The following is a 16,671-nucleotide window of genomic DNA, read 5'->3' on the forward strand; positions in this document are numbered from 1 at the left end:
GAGCAGCTCAGCGGCAGCTGGCCGCGGTGTAGGCCGCGTCGTAGGACGTGGTGACCTGCTTGCCGCCGATCGTCGCGGTTCCGGTCACGGTGACCTTGCCGGCGTCGATCTGGGCGGCCCGGGTGTTGAAGGACTGGTAGGCCTGCTTGCCCGGGGCCACGTCGGTCACGGTCTTGGTGCCGAACGGGGTGTTCAGCGTGATCGTGGCCGGCGCGTCGCCGTCGTTGACGGCCGTGACCGCCAGGTACGCCGTGGTGCCGATGCAGCGGGGGGCGGCGGTGACGGTCAGCTTGACCTCCGGCGAGGACTGGGCCGCGTCGAAGGACCAGGAGTCGATCTCGAAGAGGTCCGCGTCCTGGGGCCCGGCGTAGGTGAAGTACACGTCGTGCACACCCTTGACGCCGTCCAGCTTGGCGGTCAGCTTCGTCCACTCGCCGAGCGGCGCGTCGACGGGGATGGTCGCGACCACGGGCGAGGTGCGGCCGTCGAGACGGATCTCGATCTTCCCGCCGGCCGCCAGCGGGCGCACCTTCGCGGTGACGCCGGTGGCGCCGTCCTCGCCGAAGTCGACCTTCGCGAGGGACGTCCAGTCGCCGTTGTCGATGTCGTACACCACGAGGTTGGGGGCCTGCGCGCCGAACTCCTCCGACCCGCCGTCGATCTTCTTCGTCGCGATGCCCTGCTGCCAGGCGATCGTCTCGGCCTCTATCACCCGGTAAGGGTCGAGGTCGCGGATCTGCTCGACGCCCTTGTAGTCGCCCTTCACCTCCTTGATCGTGCCGTCCGCGTTGAAGTCGAGCTTGGCGAGGTGCGGGCTGCGGAAGCCCTGGGTGGCGCCGCCCGTGATGCGGCTGTTGAGCGTCTGGGCGTGGTAGGTGAAGTAGTACTGCCCGTCGAGCTTGAACACCGACTGGTGGTTGTTGCCGCCGGCGCCGAAGTAGGTGCCGGGGTTGCGGAAGATGATTCCCTTGTACGTCTCCGGCGTCCAGGGGCCCATCGGGCTGTCGGCCATGAGGTAGGCGATCGCCCCGGTCGGCGGGCCGTTCGGGTCGATCGGGCCGCCGAACCCGAAGTTCGACGAGTACGAGTAGTAGTACTTGCCCTCGCGCTTGAACAGGTGGCCCGCCTCGAACACGAGCGGCGCGTCGATGACCTCGGCCGAGCCCTTTGTGCTGATCATGTCGTCACCGAGCTTGATCACGCGCGTCGACTTCGGGTGGTTCGTGTTCTCGGCGCTGCGCGACCCGTCGTCGCCGCCACCACCGAAGACGAGGTAACCCTGGCCGTCGTCGTCGATGAACACGCCGGGGTCGAAGAGCCAGTTCTTGCCGTCGGAGGCGCCCGGAGTGGCACTGGTGATGAGCAGGTTGCCGCGCTCGTCGTGCCAGGGACCCACCGGCGAGTCGCCGACGATGACGCCCGAGCCGCCGCCGTTGTTGGCGAAGTAGAGGAAGAACTTCTCCTTGCCGTCGACGACCTTGCTCTCCATGGCGGGGGCCCACGAGTTGTTCGCGTAGCGGGCGATCCCGCTCGGGCCCGCGACGGGGATCTCGCCGTGGTCGACCCAGTTCATGAGGTCGTCGGACGAGATGACCGTGATCGTGTTGATGCCGCCGTAGGTGTTCGTCGGGGAGATGCCGTTGGGGCCGGGCTTGTACTCCTGCGTGTCGTTGGTCATGTAGATGTACACGCGGCCGTCGTGGACGAACGCGTTGCCGTCCGCGCCGAACTTGTGCGAGATGAGCGGGTTGCCCTCGCCGGGGTTCTTGCCGAGAGCCTCGATGGTCGTCGACGGCACGAACTCGGAGACGGACACGTCGTCGACCTTGAAGTCCATCAGGTGCGTGTCCGGAGCGGACGCGGGGTTCGACGTCCAGGGCGTCTCGAAGAACAGCCTCGCGGTGGAGACGCTCTGCCCGGCGGGAATCGTGAAGGTGCCCTGGATGAGCCCCCACTGCCCGCGCGCCACCGTCACCGTGCCGACGTTCGTGTAGGTCGAGCCGCCGTAGTGCATGGTGGCGAAGAACTGCTTGGTCGCCGGGCTGTTCGGGTTCTCGTACTTCACCCGCGCCGTGATCGCGTACGTCTTGCCGGCCTGCACCTTGCCGGACAGGTCCTGCATGGGACCGGATCCGGTCGTCTTCCGGTTCGTGACGAGCACGGCACCCGACCCGGCGTACGCGTCCGTCGTGGGCGACAGTGTGGCGCCGTCGGTCGCGTTGCCGTTGTTGACGAACCAACTGGTGAGGCCGTCCTCGAACCCGCCGTTCACGATGATGTTCGGGGCGGCGGCCTGGACCGGCCCCGCCGTCGCGGCGACCGCCGCGCCCAGCAGGGCGCCGGCCACCGCCATGGCGGCGACCCGTCGCCGGGTCGTCCTTCGAACTCGCTTCAACACGAAATATCCTCCTTGACCTCAGGCTTTCCCGGGACACGGACGCCCCGGGGCGGGTCGGCTCACTGCGGACAGGGATGGGCAGCCGCCCGCCCTGGCGAACCGCGCAGATGCGCGCGACGTGTATGGGGGGCAGGGCCGGCCGGTTGGCCGGCCGGCCCCGGTTGTGCTCCGGCAGTGACCTCGTCGTGCGGACCGTGGTCACCGCCGGCCGGTGCGGTCAGCGGCAGCTGACCGCGGTGTGAGCAGCTCAGCGGCAGCTGACCGCGGTGTGAGCAGCTCAGCGGCAGCCGGCCGCGGTGTGAGCAGCTCAGCGGCAGCCGGCCGCGGTGTGAGCAGCTCAGCGGCAGCCGGCCGCGGGGTAGGCCGCGTCGTAGGACGAGGTGACCTGCTTGCCGCCGATCGTCGCGGTTCCCTTCACGGTCGCCGTGCCGGCGTCGATCTGGGCGGCCCGGGTGTTGAAGGACTGGTAGGCCTGCTTGCCCGGGGCCACGTCGGCCACGGTCTTCGAACCGAACGGGGTGTTCAGCGTCACCGTCGCCGGCACGTCGGAGTCGTTGACGGCCGTGACCGCCACGTACGCCGAGGCGCCGATGCAGCGGGAGGAGGCGGTGACGGTCAGCTTGACCTCCGGTGTGACGGACTTGAGCGTGCCGAGCCGGGCCAGCCGGTAGCTGAGTGCCCGCTCCGGAGCGTCGATCTGGTTCTGGGTGCCGAACTGCCCGGCCCGCGCCGCCTTCGCGCCGTCGAGCGCGGCCTGCATGCCGGCCCAGGCGTCCGCCGGGTAGTCGCGCTCGTCGAGCGTGCCGGCGTACGCGATGGCCGCGTCGAGGGCGCTGGTGTCGAGCGGCTTGTTCTGCGCGGTGAGCGTGTCGCTGAGCTTGTAGTAGTCGAAGTCGACGTGCCCGCCCTTCTCCTTCGTCGCGTAGTCGAACAGGCCGACGCGGTGCCCCATGAAGTGCGAGAGGCTGCCGTCCAGCGTCTGCGGGCCGACGCGGCTGCCCAGCTGGGTCCACTTCAGCCCGTCGAGGCTGTAGTAGAACGTCGTCCACAGCTGCCCGACCGGCGAGCTGAAGTCGAGGTCCGCCTTCACGTACACCTGGGTCGCGTCTCCCAGCGGCACCGTGGTGCCCGGCACGAAGTTCTCGATCGCCGACTGGTCGATGTCGACCGCGAACGGCTGTCCCCGGTTGACGACGCCCAGCGTGTTCTGGCCGTCGACGCGCTTGACCGCGACGTAGGAGAACCCGCGGTTGTAGGCGGCGAGGCCGGCGACGTCGCCGTTCTTCATGCCGGAGATGTCCATCTTGGTCTCGACGGACTGCCGGGGCCCGAACGTACGCTGCGAGAGCGTGTTGCGCGCCTCCTCGAACCAGGTCAGCTCGTCCCGGCCGGAGAGTTTGGTGTAGACGTACTTGCCCGTGACCACCTTGCCGGTCGTCAGCCGTAGCCATCCGTCCCGGTCCGTGAGCGACCAGTAGCGGTTGTCGGGGGCGTGGTTCCACTCCCACACGGGGTCGAGCCGCGACCCGTTGGGGGCGATCTCCTCCTCGCTCGGGCTCTCGGTCGTCACCGGCTGGCCGACGATCGAGACGTCGTCGATCAGGTAGTCCACGCTCGACGACGCCGGCTGTGGGTTGCCCCACGGGGTCTCGACGGCGAACTTGAAGTTGTCCACGTTCGCCGACGCCGGGACGGTGTACTGGCCCGTCACCGTCGTCCACCGCCCGGCCGGGACGTTGCCGGAGGCCATCGTCTGGACGCCCGCACCCCAGTCCGCCACGAGGTTGAACCGGATGCTGCTCGGGCCGGAGGCGTACTTGATCTTCGCTGACACGGTGTAGGTCACACCGCGCTGAATCTTCCCGTTCAGGTACTGGTTCGGCCCCGAACCGTTGAGCGTGCGGTTGCTCACCTTCAGCGCCGCGGACCCCGCGGCCGGGTCGGTCGTGTCCCGGCTGAGCGTCGCGCCGTACTGCCCGGCCCACGGTGAGACCGCGTCGGACTCGAACCCGGCGTTCTGCAGGAGCTCGACCCCGATGAGCGAGTCGTCGTACGTGGGCGGGTCAGGGATCGTCCACTGCTCGTCCATGTACGCCTTGTGCGGCGCGTCGTTGGCGAAGTCGTCGGAGGCGACGAGGCTCTTCTGCTGCTCGAACGTCTCCTCCTCCGGGCTCAGCGCGATCGGCTTGCCGAACGTGCCCTCCACCGGCACGACCCCGTTGTCGCCGAACGTCGGCCAGCCGTCCTGCCAGGTGGCGGGGATGAGCGCCGGGGTGCGCCCGATCGGGAAGTTGTCGCGGAAGAACATGCCGTACCAGTCGGTGCCGCCATTGCGGGAGATCGGCACGAGGCTGCCCTGGGCGAAGCCGTTGGAGTTGAGCACCCCGCGCGCCTCGTAGGTGTTCGAGCCGTCCGCCGACGTGTAGCGGCCGAGCAGGTCCTTCGAGCGGAACATGGCGACCTGGCGTCCCTGGCCGGAGGGCCAGGTGATGATGACCACGTAGTAGTAGCCGTTGATGTGGAAGACCTGGGCGCCCTCGAACAGGCCGCCGATGAACGGCTTGCCGGCGTAGTCGTTCGCCGTGAAGATGCTCGGAAAGTCCTTGTCGATACCCGACATATCGGACTTGAGGCGCACGGCGCTCGTGCTGCCGGAGCCGTAGAAGATGTACGGCGTGCCGTCGTCGTCGAAGAAGAGCGACGGATCGTGGAGGGCGCGGCCGAGGGGCGTGCGCGTCCACTTCCCGTTCTCGACGTCGTCGGTGCTGTAGAGGTACGCGCCGCCGAGGTTGTTGGTGTTGAAGACGACGTAGAACCTGCCGTCGTGGTAGCGCAGCGACGACGCCCACTGGCCCTGGCCGTACGAGTTCTGCCCGTTGCGGAGGGAGAACGCGTCTCCGATGTCCGCCCGGTCGAACACGTAGTTGACGATCTCCCAGTTCACCAGGTCGTAGGACTTCATGATCGGCGCGCCCGGGCTCAGGTGCATCGTCGTGCTGATCATGTAATAGACGTCCCGGTGCTCCTTGTTCTCGGCGGCCGGGACGCGCTCCACGCTGATGTCCGGCACGTCGGAGCGGAGGATCGGCACCGAATACGTGCCGTCACCCTTGTCGGTCGACGTGTACGACGGCTTCGGCGACCATCCGGCGGCGTTCGCCACGCCGCCGGTGGGGACGAGGGCGGCGCAGAGCAGTGCGCCGACGGTCGCGAGCGAGATTCTCTGTGACCGCCGGGCGGTCACCGGGGCGATCGCCGTGTATCGCCGCTTTCGGGGCACGAAAACTCCTCGGGTGAAGCGTTGTCAGGCAAAGCCTGACAAGGGCGGGCGTGGAATATGAGCGAGTGGCCGACCGCGCGGGCAGGCGAACCGTCAGCCCGTGGCGGGAGACTCGTCAGGCCTGGTGGTCCCGCCGCCGGGAGGGGCTGGAGTGTGAGGGGTCGGGGTGTGAGGGCTCGGGGTGAAGGTGAAGTCCTACCGGTGATGCCGCGCGAAGAGCGAGGAGTTCGCCTCGGGCGGGACGGCCACGAGGCGGTGGCTCACGAGGGGGCCCGGTTCGTACGAGCGGGTTGGCGCGGAACGTTCCCACCAAGGGATGGGGTGAGCTGTGGCGGGGGCCGCTCTCATGAGTGGGGGCTCCTCATGCTGTTAGCGCTAACATTTTGACCTGCGGATGACGGCGGTGTTTCGTGACCGTAAGCGGGGCGACGTGCACTGTCAAGACTGTGAGACGTGCACTGAGGTGGGTAACGTGCTGTCCGTAAGTCCGAAATTTACCGTCCCGGCACGTCAACCGGTGGTTCAGCAGGGTTGGTAACGGATTCGACAACGGATTCGACGCGGTTCGCGGCGGAGGTCGTGGACGAAGCACGAAGAGCGGATGCGTGCAGGTCAGACGGCAGAGTCTTCGCCGGCTCCGACACGGCGGCAGGGGACCCGGCGGGGCCTCGATATGCCGTGCGGTCCCGGACATCGATGCCGGGCGGAAACTTTCGCAGGAGCTTCGCTCGGTGCGGTCCGATGTGCGCAAGGGTACGAACCGTAACCTCCGTGACCACGTGGGCCCGTGCCTCATGCGCCGTGGTCCCGGTGGCCCCTTCGTGCCGGTTTTCGACGTTCGATGACAATCTGGTGACGTGTCCTCCCGATTGCGATCAAGGCCGTACCATCCTTGATGTACGACGAGGGGAGTGTTGTGGACGAGCGTAAGGCGCCGGCGGGCGTCGACCCGTTTACGCCCAGTGTCGCCCGGATGTACGACTACTACCTGGGCGGCAAGGACAATTTCGCGGCGGATCGTGAGGCCGCCGAGAAGATCATCGAGATCCTGCCCAACCTTCCCGACATCGCCAGGGAGAACCGCGAGTTCCTGATCCGGGCCGTCACCTATCTCACGCAGCAGGGCATCCGCCAGTTCCTCGACGTCGGCGCCGGGCTGCCGACGCAGCGCAACGTCCATCAGGTCGCACAGGAACTCGCGCCGGAGTCCCGGGTCGTCTACGTCGACAACGACCCCATCGTCCTGGTCCACGCGCGGGCCATCCTCGCCGAGAACGAGCGGGTGCGCGCGGTCGAGGCGGACATGCGCGACCCCGAGGCGCTGCTGGGGCATCCGGAGGTCCGGGAGCACATCGACTTCTCCCAGCCGTTCGCCGTCCTCCTGCTCGGCGTGCTGCACTTCGTCCCGGACGACGACGAGGCCATGAAGATCGTCACAGCGCTCCGGGCCCCGCTCGTGCCGGGGAGCTACCTGGTGGTGTCGCACGGCTCCCTCGGCGAGCTGAGCGAGGACCAGGAGGAGGAGGGCCGCAAGGTCTTCAGCCGGACCTCAGTGCCCGGCACCACCTCTCGGTCGCACGACCAGATCCTCACGTTCTTCGACGGCCTCGACCTGGTCGAGCCGGGCGTGGTGCCGCTGCACGAGTGGCGGCCCGATACCGACTACCCCTTCGTACGAGAGGGCAAGGCGGGCGCGCTCGGCGGCGTGGGTCGCATCCGCTGACGCCGAAGCGGGACACCCCGGCTCACGGGAGAGTGGGCAGGCGGGATTCGGCGCGGTTCCAGGCGGTCTCCCCGTCCCGGGGGTGGTAGGTCTGGAGTGGTTCGCTGCGCCGGACGAGGTCGCGGATGTCGTCCACTTCGCCGTGGGCGCGGGCCTGCACCAGGCCGTTGCCGAGGGCGGCGGCCTCGACCGGTCCGGCGACCACGGGCAGGCCGGTGGCGTCGGCGGTCATCTGGCACAGCAGGGTGTTGCGCGCGCCGCCGCCGACCACGTGGACGACCTCCACGTCCCGTCCGCTGAGCCGTACGGCCTCGCGGAGCGTGCGGCGGTAGGCGAGGGCCAGGCTCTCCAGCACGCACCGCACGGTCGCCGCCCGCCCGTCCGGCGGGCGCTGCCCGGTGCGCTCGCAGTAGGCGGCGATCCTGGCGGGCATGTCGCCCGGCGGCAGGAAGGCGGGGTCGTCGGGGTCGACCACGGCGGCGAACGGCGGCGCCTGGGCGGCGGCGGCCAGCAGCCCGGCGAGGTCGGCCTCGTCCCAGGCGCGCAGGCATTCCTGCAGGATCCACAGGCCCATGACGTTGCGCAGATAGCGGATGGTGCCATCCAGCCCGCCCTCGTTGGTGAAGTTCGCCAGGCGGCTTTCTTCGGTGAGCACGGGTGCGGGCAGTTCCAGGCCGACCAGCGACCAGGTGCCGGACGAGATGTAGGCGAAACGCTCGCTGCTGGCGGGGACGGCGGCCACGGCGGAGGCCGTGTCGTGCGAGGCGACCGCCGTCACCCCGACGCCGCCGGGCAGAGCGAGGTCGGCGGTCAGTTCGGGCCGCAGCGCCCCGATGGGCGTGCCGGGCTCGCGTAGCGGTGGCAGGATGCCGGGCGGCAGGTCCAGCCTGCGGGCCAGGTCGTGCGACCAGGCCCGGGCGCGGACGTCGTACAGGCCGGTCGTGGAGGCGTTGGTGGCCTCGGCCCCGACCGCCCCGACCGCGCCGGTCAGCCAGTACGCCAGCAGGTCGGGGATCAGCAGCATGGTGTGCGCCCGGTCGAGGGCGGGCTCGGCCAGCAGCTGGTAGACGGTGTTGAACGGCAGGAACTGCAGGCCGCTGACCTGGTAGAGCGCGGCGTCGCCGACCCTGGCGGAGACGGCCTGCATGATCCCGGCCGTGCGGTCGTCACGGTAGTGGACGGGGTTGCCGAGCAGCCGCCCGTCGCCGTCGAGCAGGCCGTAGTCGACCGCCCAGGAGTCGATGCCGACCGAGTCGACCGGCCCCGCGGCCCGCAGCCCGTCCAGGACACCCTGGTAGAGGGCCAGGACGTCCCAGTGGAGCGTCCCGTTCACCCGGACCGGGCGGTTGGCGAAGCGGTGCACCTCGGTCAGGTGCGCCCGTCCGCCGTCGACGCGCACGGTCATGACCCTGCCGCTGGACGCGCCGAGGTCGACCGCCGCATGGACACTCATTCACCCTCCCGTGGCTGCGTACGGCTCGCGGTGGACTCGCGGACCACGAGCTCGGGCTGGAACATGACCTGCTGGTGCACGTGTGTGTCCGGGTGGTCGCATTCGTCCAGGAGCAGTTCGGTCGCGATGCGGCCGAGCCGGTGCGTGGGCTGGCGGATCGAGCTGAGCGACACGGCCGACGCCGCGGCGAAGTCGATGTCGTCGTAGCCGATGAGCGCCACGTCGCCGGGGACGCGCACGCCCGCCTGCAGCAGCTCGCGCAGGAACCCCACGGCGAGCAGGTCGTTGGCGCAGAACACCGCGTCCGGCAGGCCGGAGGCCAGCAGGGAGGCGGCGGCCCGCTGCCCCTCCCGCGCCGTCATCGCCGCCACCTCCACGGTCGTGATCGCGGTCTCGGGGTCGAGCCCGGCGGCGGCCACCGCCTGCCCGGCGCCCTGCGCCCGCTCCACGCACTGCCGGATCGAGCGCGGCCCGGTGACATGACCGATCCGCCGCGCGCCCAGCGACAGCAGATGGGAGACGGCCAGCTGACCGCCCGCCAGGTCGTTGACGGCCACCGAGCACTGGTCGGGCCGGTGCGCGGGGTGATCGACCAACACGACGCTGATGCCGCGCTCGCGCAGCGCGTCGAGCCGCGCGGGGTCCTCGTCCGACGGCGTGATCAGCACCCCGCGCACCCGCTGCTCGGCCAGCACCAGCAGGTTGCGCTCCTCCTTGTCCCGCGAGCCCGCCGAGTTGCCGAGGATCACCGCGTAGCCGAGCTCGCTGGCCGCCTCCTCCACCCCGGCGGCCACGTCCGTGAAGAACGGGTTGCCGATGTCGATGACCGACAACCCGATCGTCCTGCTGTGCCCGGCGCGCAGCGTCGACGCCGAGCCGTGCCGCACGAACCCCAGCTCGCGGATGGCACGCAGGACCCGCTCGCGCGTCTCCGGTGCCACCCGCTCCGGACGGTTGAGCACGTTCGAGATGGTCCCGGGCGACACGCCGGCGCGGGCGGCGACCTCCCGGATGCTGACGCTCCCCACTGTCCTCCTCGGCCGCTCGGACCTGCTCGGATCCGGATCTGAAGACCCGGATCAAATTAAAACGTTGTACTGCCGGATGGCCAGACCCTATCGCAGACCGGTCGGTGGGCATGGTGCCGCGGGCCGCCGGGCGGGCTCCGTAACGCCTAGGGAACGGCCTCGTCACGCCTTATTGACAGGCCCGCGGGCCGCGGCATAGCGTCCCGGGCAACTCGCTCTAAAACGTTTTTCTATCCGACGGAAAGGGGGAGCAGGTGACCGAGTCTGACGACCGGACCGGCACCGCGGTGCCGGTGCTGGCGCTGACCGGCGTGAGCAAGTCCTTCGGGGCCGTCCGGGCGTTGCGCGGCGTCACCCTGGAGCTGTACGCCGGAGAGGCGCACGCGCTGGCCGGGGAGAACGGCGCGGGCAAGTCCACGCTGGTGAAGACCCTTTCCGGGGTCCACCGGCCGGACACCGGCCAGGTGCTCCTCGACGGGCGGCCGGTGGAGTTCCACGGCCCCGCCGACGCGCAGGCGGCGGGGGTGGCCGTGATCTACCAGGAGCCCACGCTGTTCCCCGACCTGTCGATCGCCGAGAACATCTTCATCGGCCGCCACCCGAGGGTCCGGCTCGGCCGGATCGACCGCGACCGGATGCACGCGAGCACCGCCGAGTTGTTCGCCCGGCTGGGCGTCCCGCTCGATCCGCGGCAGCCGGCGCGCGGCCTGTCCATCGCCGACCAGCAGCTCGTCGAGATCGCCAAGGCGCTGTCGCGGGAGGCGCGCGTACTGGTCATGGACGAGCCGACCGCCGCGCTGTCCGGCGCGGAGGTGGCCCGGTTGTTCGCGGTGGTGAAGGCGCTGCGGGAGCAGGGCTGCGCCGTGCTGTTCATCTCCCACCGCCTCGACGAGATCTTCGAGTTGTGTCAGCGGGTCACGACGCTGCGCGACGGCGCCTGGGTGGCGAGCGAGCCGGTCGCCGGGCTCACCCACGACGACCTCGTCCGCCGGATGGTCGGGCGGGAGCTCGACGCCCTGTATCCCAAGCGCGGCACCGTCCCCGGCGAGGTGGCGCTGAAGGTCCACCGCCTCACCCGCGAGGGGGTCTTCACCGACGTCTCCTTCGAGGTGCGGCGTGGCGAGATCGTGGCGCTCGCCGGGCTCGTGGGGGCCGGGCGCAGCGAGGTCGCCCGGGCGATCTTCGGGGTGGACCGCTGGGACGCCGGATGGGTCGAGGTGGACGGCAGGCTGCTGCCACCCGCCTCGCCGACCGCCGCGATGTCGGCCGGGCTCGCCCTGGTGCCGGAGGACCGGCGGCAGCAGGGCCTGGTCATGGACCAGTCGATCGAACGCAACATCGGCCTGACCGGCCTGCGGTCGCTGCGCCGGTCGTCGCTGGGCCCGGTGATCTCGCGGGCCGCCGAGCGCGACCGCGCCCGCGACTGGGCGATCCGGCTGCGGCTGAAGTACAACCGCCTGTCCGACGCGGTGAGCGTGCTGTCGGGCGGCAACCAGCAGAAGGTCGTGCTCGGCAAGTGGCTGTCCACCCGCCCGCGGGTGCTCATCGTGGACGAGCCCACCCGCGGCATCGACGTGGGGACCAAGGCCGAGGTGCACCGCCTGCTGTCGGAGCTCGCCGCCGACGGCATGGCCGTACTGATGATCTCGTCGGACCTCCCGGAGGTGCTCGGCATGGCGGACAGGGTGCTGGTGATGCAGGAGGGCCGGCTCACCGCCGATATCCCCCGCGACCGGGCCACCGAGGAGAGCGTGATGGCCGCGGCCACCGGCAGGGCGGCATGACCCCGCCCGCCGCGGCCCGGCGGCAGGGGCAGCGCATCTCCCTGGAACGGCGCCTGGGGGAGGTGCGATGACCGCGGTGACCGCGAGCACGCGCGGCGTGGTGGACCTGGTGTTCCGGGCGCGTGAGGCGAGCATCGTCGCCGCGCTGGCCGTCCTCGTCGCGGTCACCGCCGGAGCCAACGGCAACTTCCTGTCCACGCAGGGAGTGAAGGACATCTTCCTCAACGCCGCGATCCTCGCGCTGCTCGCCGTCGGCCAGACCTTCGTGATCATCACGCGGAACATCGACCTGTCGGTCGGCTCGGTCGTCGGCCTGGTCGCGTTCACCGTCGGCGGCTTCCTCGCCGCCGACCACGGGCGCGGCGTCCTCCTCGCGGTGCTCCTCGGCGTCGCGATCGGCGCGCTGTGCGGGATCGTGAACGGCCTGCTGGTCAGCGTCGGCCGGGTGCCGGCGCTCGTGGTGACCCTCGGCACGCTGTACGTGATCCAGGGCGTCGACCACTACATCGCGCACGGGCGGCAGATCAACGCCGTCGACCTGCCGCCCGCACTGCTGTCGCTCGGCAACGGCTCGGTGCTGGGCGTGCCCTACCTGCCGCTGATCGCGGTCGTGGTCATGCTCGCCGTCGGCTTCTACCTGCGGTCCTATCCGTCGGGGCGCGACTTCTACGCCATCGGGTCGAGCCCCGAGGCGGCGGGGCTCGCCGGGGTGCCGGTGCGCCGCCGGGTGATGGCGGCCTACCTGCTCAGCGGGGCGCTCGCCGGGCTGGCCGGGGTGCTGTGGCTGGCCAGGTTCGGCACGGTCGTCGCCGACGCCGCGAACGGCTGGGAACTCCAGGTGGTCAGCGCCGTCGTGGTGGGCGGAGTCGCCATCACCGGCGGCGTCGGCACGGTGTACGGCGCGGCGCTCGGCGCGCTGCTGCTCACCACGATCACCAGCGCGCTGGTCGTGCTCAGGGTCGACCCGTTCTGGCAGCAGGCGATCACCGGAGCGCTGCTGCTGCTCGCGATCAGCGTGGACCGCCTGCTCGCCCTGCGCGTCGCGCGGATCCTGCGGAGGAGGAACGCCCGGCATGGCTCCTGACGTGACGGCGGCCACGGCCGCCTCGCCCGCCACCGCCGCGAACCCCGGCCGGTTCCTGCGCTGGGACGTGCTGGTCGGCCTGCTGCTCGTGGCCGTCCTCATCGGCGGCGCCGCGGGCTCGCCGGAGTTCGCGACCGCCGGCAACCTGTCGTTCGCGCTCGGCGACCTCGGCGAGATCGCGATGATCGCCCTGGCGATGACCCTGCTCGTGGTCGCCGCGGAGGTGGACCTGTCGGTCGCCTCGGTGCTCGGCCTGTCCAGCGCGCTCGTCGGCGCGATGTGGGACGGCGGCTGGGCGATCGAGACGATCATCCCGCTCGTCGTGGTGATCGGCGGGGTGTGCGGGCTGGTCAACGGCCTGCTGGTGACCCGGCTCGGGCTGCCCTCGCTCGCCGTCACGATCGGCACGCTGGCCCTCTACCGCGGGCTCGCGTACGTCGTGCTGGGGGACCGGGCCGTCGCCGAGTTCCCGCCGGGCTACACCTCGCTCGCGGTGGACGACGTGCCCGGCACCCCGATCCCCTATCCGGTGATGCTGTTCGCGCTGCTCGCGGTGGTGACCGGGGTGGCGCTGCACGCGACCGGCTTCGGCCGGTCCCTGTTCGCCATCGGCGCCCAGGTGGAGGCCGCCCACTTCGCCGGCATCAGGGTGAAGCGGATCAAGCTGATCCTCTTCGTGGTCTCCGGCACCGTGGCGGCCTTCGCCGGGGTCGTCTACACGCTGCGGTACGGCAGCGCCCGCGCCGACAACGGCACCGGACTGGAACTGGCCGTCATCGCGGCCGTGCTGCTCGGCGGGGTGGACTTCGACGGCGGCAAGGGGACGCTCGGGGGCGTCATCGCCGGCGTGCTGCTGATCGGCCTGCTCCGCAACCTGCTCATGCTCAACGACGTCTCGACCGAGATCCAGTCGATCGTCACCGGGCTGCTCCTGGTGATCTCCGTGATCACCCCGCGCCTGGTCGCCGCGGCCCGGCGACGACGGCGCCCCTCCCCGTCGCCGGCACCCCCACCTCCGAACTCCTGAGGGAAAAGACGCATGCTCATCTCCTCGCGAAGGTCAACCTCGGCGACCGCCCTGATCGGCCCGGTCCTGATCGGGCTGGTCTCGATCGGCCTGACGGCCTGCGGCGGGACCACGAAGGGCTCCACCGCCGCCTCGCAGAGCGCCGCCGCCCCGGCGCCGGCCGCCGCCGCGCCCGCCTCGGCGAACCCGGACGCGCCGATCAAGGAGGGCATCAAGATCGCCTTCCTGCCCAAGCAGATCAACAACCCGTACGAGACCATCGTCGACAAGGCGGGCATCGAGGCGGCGGCGGAGTACAAGGGCGAGGCCAAGGAGGTCGGGCCTTCCGACGCCTCGGCGTCCTCGCAGGTCTCCTACATCAACACCCTCACCCAGCAGCGGCAGGACGCGATCCTCATCGCGGCCAACGACGCCAACGCGGTCTGCGGCCCGCTCCAGCAGGCCAGGTCGAAGGGCATCAAGGTCGTCACGTACGACTCCGACGCCTCCAAGGACTGCCGCGACCTGTTCATCAACCAGGCGAGCTCGGAGGAGGTCGGCCGCAGCCAGATCGCGATGCTGTCCGACCTGATCGGCGGCAAGGGCGAGTTCGCGATCCTGTCCGCCACCGCGAACGCGACCAACCAGAACACCTGGATCGAGTTCATGAAGGACGAGCTGACCAAGCCCGAGTACAAGGACATGAAGCTCGTCAAGGTCGCGTACGGGGACGACGACGACCAGAAGTCGTTCCAGGAGACGCAGGGCCTGCTGCAGGCCTACCCGGACCTCAAGGGCATCATCGCGCCCACCACGGTCGGCATCTCGGCGGCGGCGCGCTACGTCTCCGGCTCCAAGTACAAGGGCAAGGTCGTGGTGACGGGCCTCGGCACGCCGAACCAGATGCGCGAGTACGTCAAGAACGGCACGGTCGAGAAGTTCGCCCTGTGGAATCCCAAGGACCTCGGCTACCTGGCCGGTTACGCCGCCGCCGCGCTGGTCTCCGGCCAGATCACCGGCGCGGAGGGCGAGAAGTTCACGGCCGGCCGGCTCGGCGAGTACACGATCGGGAAGGACGGCGAGGTCATCCTCGGCCCGCCCTTCACCTTCGACGCCGGCAACATCGACGAGTTCGACTTCTAGCCCATGTCCGAGGCACACCGTGTCTGCTTCGTGCTGCGGGTCAGGCCGGACCGGCTGGAGGAGTACCGGGAGCGGCACCGCGAGGTGTGGCCGGAGATGCGGGCGGCGCTGCGCGAGACCGGCTGGCACAACTACTCGCTGTTCCTGCGGGACGACGGCCTGCTGGTGGGCTACCTGGAGACCGGCGACTTCGAGGCCGCGAAGGCGGCGATGGCCGGACGCGAGGTCAACGCCCGCTGGCAGGCGGAGATGGCGCCGTTCTTCGAGGGACTCGACGGCACACCTGACGAGGGCATGGTCGCCCTCCGCGAGGTTTTCCACCTTGACTGAATCGGGGATTCGATGAGAGACGACATCAGGGCGGCCTTGCGCGCCCAGCGAATCGAGACGCCGTCGTGGGCGTACGGCAACAGCGGCACCAGGTTCAAGGTGTTCGCCCAGGAGGGCGTGCCCCGCGACCCGTACGAGAAGATCGCCGACGCCGCGCAGGTGCACGCGTTCACCGGCATCGCGCCGACGGTCGCCCTGCACATCCCGTGGGACCGGGTCGACGACTACGGCGACCTCGCCCGGTATGCCGCCGGCCTAGGGGTCGGCATCGGAGCGATCAACGCCAACGTGTTCCAGGACGACGCCTACAAGCTGGGCAGCGTGACCAACCCCGACCCGGCGGTGCGGCGCAAGGCGCTCGGCCACCTGCTGGAGTGCGTCGACATCATGGACGCCACCGGGTCCACGACGTTGAAGCTGTGGTTCTCCGACGGCACCAACTACCCGGGGCAGGACGACATCCGCGCCCGCCAGGACCGGCTCGCCGAGGCGCTGGCCGCCGTGTACGACCGGCTGGGCGAGGGCCAGCGGTTCCTGCTGGAGTACAAGCTGTTCGAGCCGGCCTTCTACATGACCGACGTCCCCGACTGGGGCACCGCGTACGCCCACTGCCTCAGGCTCGGCCCGAAGGCGCAGGTCGTCGTGGACACCGGGCACCACGCGCCGGGGACCAACATCGAGTTCATCGTGGCGTTCCTGCTGCGCGAGCGCAGGCTCGGCGGGTTCGACTTCAACTCCCGCTTCTACGCCGACGACGACCTGATGGCAGGCGCGGCCGACCCGTTCCAGCTGTTCCGGATCATGTACGAGGTGGTGCGCGGGGGAGGGCTGCGGCCGGAGATCGCGTTCATGCTCGACCAGTGCCACAACATCGAGCCGAAGATCGCCGGTCAGATCCGCTCGGTCATGAACGTGCAGGAGGCCACCGCCAAGGCGCTGCTCGTGGACGGCGAGGCGTTGGCCGCCGCGCAGGCGGCGGGTGACGTGCTCGGCGCCAACGCCGTGCTGATGGACGCCTACGACACCGACGTCCGGCCGCTGCTGGCCTCGCTCCGGGAGGAGACGGGACTCGATCCCGACCCCATGCGGGCCTACGCCCGGTCGGGCTACTTCGAGAAGATCCGGGACGAGCGGGTCGGCGGCACCCAGGCCGGCTGGGGCGCCTGACGTCGCTACCCGCCCCGCCGAGGGAGCCTCCGGCGGGCTCGCCCACGGTCGTCCCTCGCGGTCGCTTCGCCGCCTATCAGGTCCGAGGCCGGTCTCCGGCCGCTCGCCCGGGTTCCCTCGCCGTCCCTTCACCGCGTGCCGGGCCGGGTCCGGGTCCGGGTCCGGGTCCGGGGGCCGGTCTCCGGCCGCTCGGCCCGCCGCTGTAACCTGCCGCCCGTCGCCCGTTTTGCCGCAACTCGTCCCATAAGTTCATCATCGTCCGCACCCACCGAACC

The 16,671-nt window shown here is 70.4% G+C and carries 11 protein-coding genes; 7 read left to right on the top strand and 4 right to left on the bottom strand.

Going from position 1 to position 16,671, the window contains the following annotated elements; translation table 11 throughout:
- Window positions 1-7: 7 nt before the first annotated feature.
- Both ABZ857_RS16445 and ABZ857_RS16450 read right to left on the bottom strand, forming a co-directional pair.
- Entirely contained in the window at window positions 8-2,398 is a 2,391-nt protein-coding gene (locus ABZ857_RS16445; RefSeq protein WP_357043621.1) for a family 43 glycosylhydrolase, read from the bottom strand.
- Window positions 2,399-2,735: 337 nt separating this feature from the next.
- Entirely contained in the window at window positions 2,736-5,678 is a 2,943-nt protein-coding gene (locus ABZ857_RS16450) for a family 43 glycosylhydrolase (protein ID WP_357043623.1), read from the bottom strand.
- A 916-nt stretch (window positions 5,679-6,594) separates the two neighbouring features.
- Between ABZ857_RS16450 and ABZ857_RS16455 the strand changes: the two genes are divergently transcribed.
- Window positions 6,595-7,401 carry an SAM-dependent methyltransferase gene (locus ABZ857_RS16455; RefSeq protein WP_357043625.1) on the top strand — a complete coding sequence of 269 codons (807 nt, stop codon included), beginning with the start codon at window positions 6,595-6,597 and terminating at the stop codon, window positions 7,399-7,401.
- Window positions 7,402-7,423: 22 nt separating this feature from the next.
- Here ABZ857_RS16455 and ABZ857_RS16460 read toward each other — a convergent pair whose 3' ends face one another.
- Both ABZ857_RS16460 and ABZ857_RS16465 read right to left on the bottom strand, forming a co-directional pair.
- Entirely contained in the window at window positions 7,424-8,854 is a 1,431-nt protein-coding gene (locus tag ABZ857_RS16460) for a rhamnulokinase family protein (protein WP_357043627.1), read from the bottom strand.
- Window positions 8,851-9,882, bottom strand: a complete 1,032-nt coding sequence (locus ABZ857_RS16465) for a substrate-binding domain-containing protein (protein WP_357043629.1) — start codon at window positions 9,880-9,882, stop codon at window positions 8,851-8,853. Before ABZ857_RS16465 ends, ABZ857_RS16460 begins: the two co-directional genes overlap by 4 nt.
- Window positions 9,883-10,193: 311 nt before the next feature.
- Here ABZ857_RS16465 and ABZ857_RS16470 point away from each other — a divergent pair, with 311 nt between their 5' ends.
- From ABZ857_RS16470 to rhaI, 6 genes are all read left to right on the top strand, one after another.
- Complete coding sequence (locus ABZ857_RS16470; RefSeq protein WP_357044050.1) at window positions 10,194-11,666, top strand: sugar ABC transporter ATP-binding protein; 1,473 nt, start codon at window positions 10,194-10,196, stop codon at window positions 11,664-11,666.
- A 67-nt stretch (window positions 11,667-11,733) separates the two neighbouring features.
- Entirely contained in the window at window positions 11,734-12,750 is a 1,017-nt protein-coding gene (locus ABZ857_RS16475) for an ABC transporter permease (RefSeq protein ID WP_357043631.1), read from the top strand.
- Window positions 12,740-13,777, top strand: coding sequence for an ABC transporter permease (locus tag ABZ857_RS16480; RefSeq protein ID WP_357043633.1), 1,038 nt, complete (start codon window positions 12,740-12,742; stop codon window positions 13,775-13,777). Before ABZ857_RS16475 ends, ABZ857_RS16480 begins: the two co-directional genes overlap by 11 nt.
- Before the next feature lie 12 nt (window positions 13,778-13,789).
- Complete coding sequence (gene rhaS, locus ABZ857_RS16485; protein WP_357043635.1) at window positions 13,790-14,899, top strand: rhamnose ABC transporter substrate-binding protein; 1,110 nt, start codon at window positions 13,790-13,792, stop codon at window positions 14,897-14,899.
- 3 nt (window positions 14,900-14,902) lie between these two features.
- Window positions 14,903-15,229 carry an L-rhamnose mutarotase gene (locus ABZ857_RS16490; protein ID WP_357043637.1) on the top strand — a complete coding sequence of 109 codons (327 nt, stop codon included), beginning with the start codon at window positions 14,903-14,905 and terminating at the stop codon, window positions 15,227-15,229.
- 12 nt (window positions 15,230-15,241) lie between these two features.
- Window positions 15,242-16,396, top strand: a complete 1,155-nt coding sequence (gene rhaI, locus ABZ857_RS16495) for an L-rhamnose isomerase (RefSeq protein WP_357043639.1) — start codon at window positions 15,242-15,244, stop codon at window positions 16,394-16,396.
- The last annotated feature ends 275 nt before the right edge of the window (window positions 16,397-16,671 follow it).

Origin of the sequence: Microbispora sp. NPDC046933, assembly GCF_040644635.1 — a bacterium.
Lineage (GTDB): Bacteria > Actinomycetota > Actinomycetes > Streptosporangiales > Streptosporangiaceae > Microbispora.